Annotated in this window: 2 protein-coding genes; both read left to right on the top strand. The window is 70.6% G+C overall.

Translation table 11 applies throughout. From position 1 onward, the window contains the following. Positions 1–236: 236 nt before the first annotated feature. Positions 237–545 carry a flagellar basal body protein gene (locus D588_RS0114220; RefSeq protein ID WP_026143725.1) on the top strand — a complete coding sequence of 103 codons (309 nt, stop codon included), beginning with the start codon at positions 237–239 and terminating at the stop codon, positions 543–545. Positions 546–695: 150 nt separating this feature from the next. Then, positions 696–2,897 (top strand): hypothetical protein (locus D588_RS0114215; protein ID WP_017916457.1); only part of this gene is annotated, 2,202 nt, incomplete at its 3' end.

The following is a 2,897-nucleotide window of genomic DNA, read 5'->3' as shown; positions in this document are numbered from 1 at the left end:
GGGGGAAGGTGCCCCGCAGGGGCGGATGAGGGTGCGGGGGATGCACCAGGTTCCGGAGCATCGCGCGGCCTCCGTACCCTCACCCCAACCCCTCTCCCGAGGGGAGAGGGGCTTCAGATCATCGCGCCGACGCGCCCGCTCTTGCCAATCCCCAATTCCAATTCCCCAATCCCCCCACTCAAGCCCCCGCCAACTCCGCCGATAACCCGGCAAGTCTCCCTCCGCGCCGGCCCGCCATGACTGTCATCGCCCCCAGTTCCTCGATCGCGCTCTCCGGCATGCGCGCGGCGACATCCGGGCTGCAGGTGCGCGCCAACAACATCGCCAATCTCGCCACCGACGGGTTCCAGCGTTCGGTGCCGGTGAACCAGGCGAGCGCCGGCGGTGGCGTGGTCGGGCAGGTGCAGCAGGCCGGTGGGCCGGGCAGCGATCTGGTCGACGACATGGTCGGTACGCTGACCGAGCGCACCGCGTTCCAGGCCAATGCGCGCGTGCTGCGCGCGGCCGACGACAGCATCGGCAGCCTGCTCGACGTGCTCGCGTAAGCCGTCGCCGACGCGTTGCGTTCCCGCAACGCAACATCGCCGCGATCACGCGGCTATGCGATTTTCCGCACCGATCCTCGGCACAGCGCACAAGACGCTGCGGCGCGCGCAGCGCACGATGCGACGATCGCATTGCATCGGGGACGGTAGATGGATCGGAGAGATTTCCTGCGTCAGGGCCTGGCCGTCGGCGCGGTTGCCGGCGTGGAAGCGCTGGCCGGGCGTGCCGCCGCGGCACCCACAGCGACCAGCGCCGCGCGTGCACCCGCACCGCCGCAACTGCAGCCGCTGGCGGCCGACGCGCTGGCCGGGCACACCCTGCAATGCCGTTTCGTCGAAGCGGGCGCGACCTGGGAGGTCTACGAAGACCTGCGCCAGCCCGACGGCGATCTGACCCTGCGCGGTCCGGGCGGGGCGCTGGTGCTGGGCAAGCGCACCGAAGCGGTGTTCCCGGCCGCGCAGGCGCCGTATTTCGGCATGGCCCTGGCCGAGGTAGCGATGGCAGATGCCGACCTGCTCGCCGATCGCCTGCTGCGCGACGGCGACCCGCGCGCCGACGAGGTGCGCGATGTCGCGCCGCCGCCGGCCTCGCAACTGGATCCCAAGGACTACAACGGGCGCCTGCCGTGGACCACCTTCGTCGGTACCCGCGAGTGCGCCGACACCATGCCGGTGTACCCGGACGGGCGCACCCGCTGCTACCGCGCGATCCAGGCGTTTCCGGAACTGGGCAAGGACGAACTGGTGCGGCGCCGCAGCGAAGGCCTGCTCGGCGGCTGGATGCCGGCGGTGCGCAAGGTGGTGCCGGCCGGCGAGGGCCGCTACTACGACATCCTGCTGTTCGCCGACGTGCTGGCCGAGGACCGCTTCGTGGTGCAGACCTGGCACCGCAGTGCGCTGGTCGAGCATGGCAAGGTCAGCAAGGTCGTGTACGGCTACAGCTATCCCGACTACCCGCCGCGGCGCGGCCCGCGCAGCGCCGAGGATTTCTACCGCGGCCTGCTCGCCTTCGCCGGCTACTGGCAGGCGCAGCTCGCTGACACTGTGCAGGCACAAACCCCGGATGCGAGTTGGCGCGACATGGCGCGCTTCGCCTTCGCCCGCGAATTGGTGGTGCGTCCGGGCGGCACCTACCCCAAGTACGGTGCGGTGGACCGCGACTATTACGGCAACGAGTACGACGGCTTCCAGGACACCTTCACCAGTTCGCTGTACGCCAACCTGGAATGGGGCCGCTTCGCCCAGGCCGCGGCGGTGCTGGACGGGTATTTCAGCGATTTCGTGCAGGCCGACGGCATAGTCAACATGCGCGGCCCGGAGACCGGGCAGTTCGGGCTGACCCTGTCGCTGCTGGCGCGCTACCTGCGCTACACCGGCGATGCCGCGCTGCTGCGCAAGCACCGCGACAAGATCGCCGCCACCGCGCAGGTGCTGGTCGAGCTGCACGACGCCAGCCTGCGCCTGCCGGAATCGAAACCTGGGCATGGCCTGCTCCACGGCTGGAACGAATCCGACGCCTGCCTGTTCCCCGATCCGCAGGTGTGGTGGAAGCCGTACTACGCCAACAGCGCGCTGACGGTGCGCGGCTGGCAGGACCTGGCGACGGTGTGGAGCGGCATCGCCGGACCGGGCGGGCAGGCCGCCGCGGCGCAATGGCAGCGCCGTGCGCAGCAACTGTCCACGCAATTGCTGCGCACGCTGCGTGGCAACATCCGCCGCGATCTGCAGCCGCCGTATATCGGCCCGCTGCCGGGGGTGAAGCTGACGTTCCGCCAGTCGCTGCAGCAGGAGCATCCCAGCGAGCAGGGCTGGCCGCACCGCGCCTATGCCGAACTGCTGCAGGCCGACGTGCTGCCCGACGACCTGGCGCACCTGGTCATCGACTGCGTGCGCGGCCACGGCGGCACCAGCCTCGGTGTGGTCGGCAACATCACCGCGCCGACCCCGGAGGCGCGCGACCTGCTTGGTTTCATCTCCTACGGCTACGCGCAGCAGTTGCTGCGCCTGGACCGGATCGAGGAGTACCTGCTGTTCCTGTACGCGCACCGCTACCACGTGCATACCCGCGGCAGCTGGACGGCGGGCGAGGTCACCGGCATCACCGGCGGCATGCCGCTGTTCTGCATCCCCGCGCAGTTGACCATTCCGCTGCTGCTGCGCTGGATGCTGGTGTTCGAGGACAGCGCCGGCGAGGAGCTGTTCCTGGCGCGGGCGGTGCCGCGCGACTGGCTGGGCAGCGGCGAGACGATCGCGATCGACGCCGCGCCGACGCGCTGGGGCAGGGTGTCGCTGGCGCTGCGCGGGGATCCGGCGCGCAAGCGCATCGACGGCCGCGTGACGCTGCCGGCGCAG

Origin of the sequence: Xanthomonas sp. SHU 308 (assembly GCF_000364645.1) — a bacterium.
Classification (GTDB): Bacteria; Pseudomonadota; Gammaproteobacteria; order Xanthomonadales; family Xanthomonadaceae; genus Xanthomonas_A; species Xanthomonas_A sontii.
This window is presented reverse-complemented; position numbering and strand designations above follow the sequence as displayed.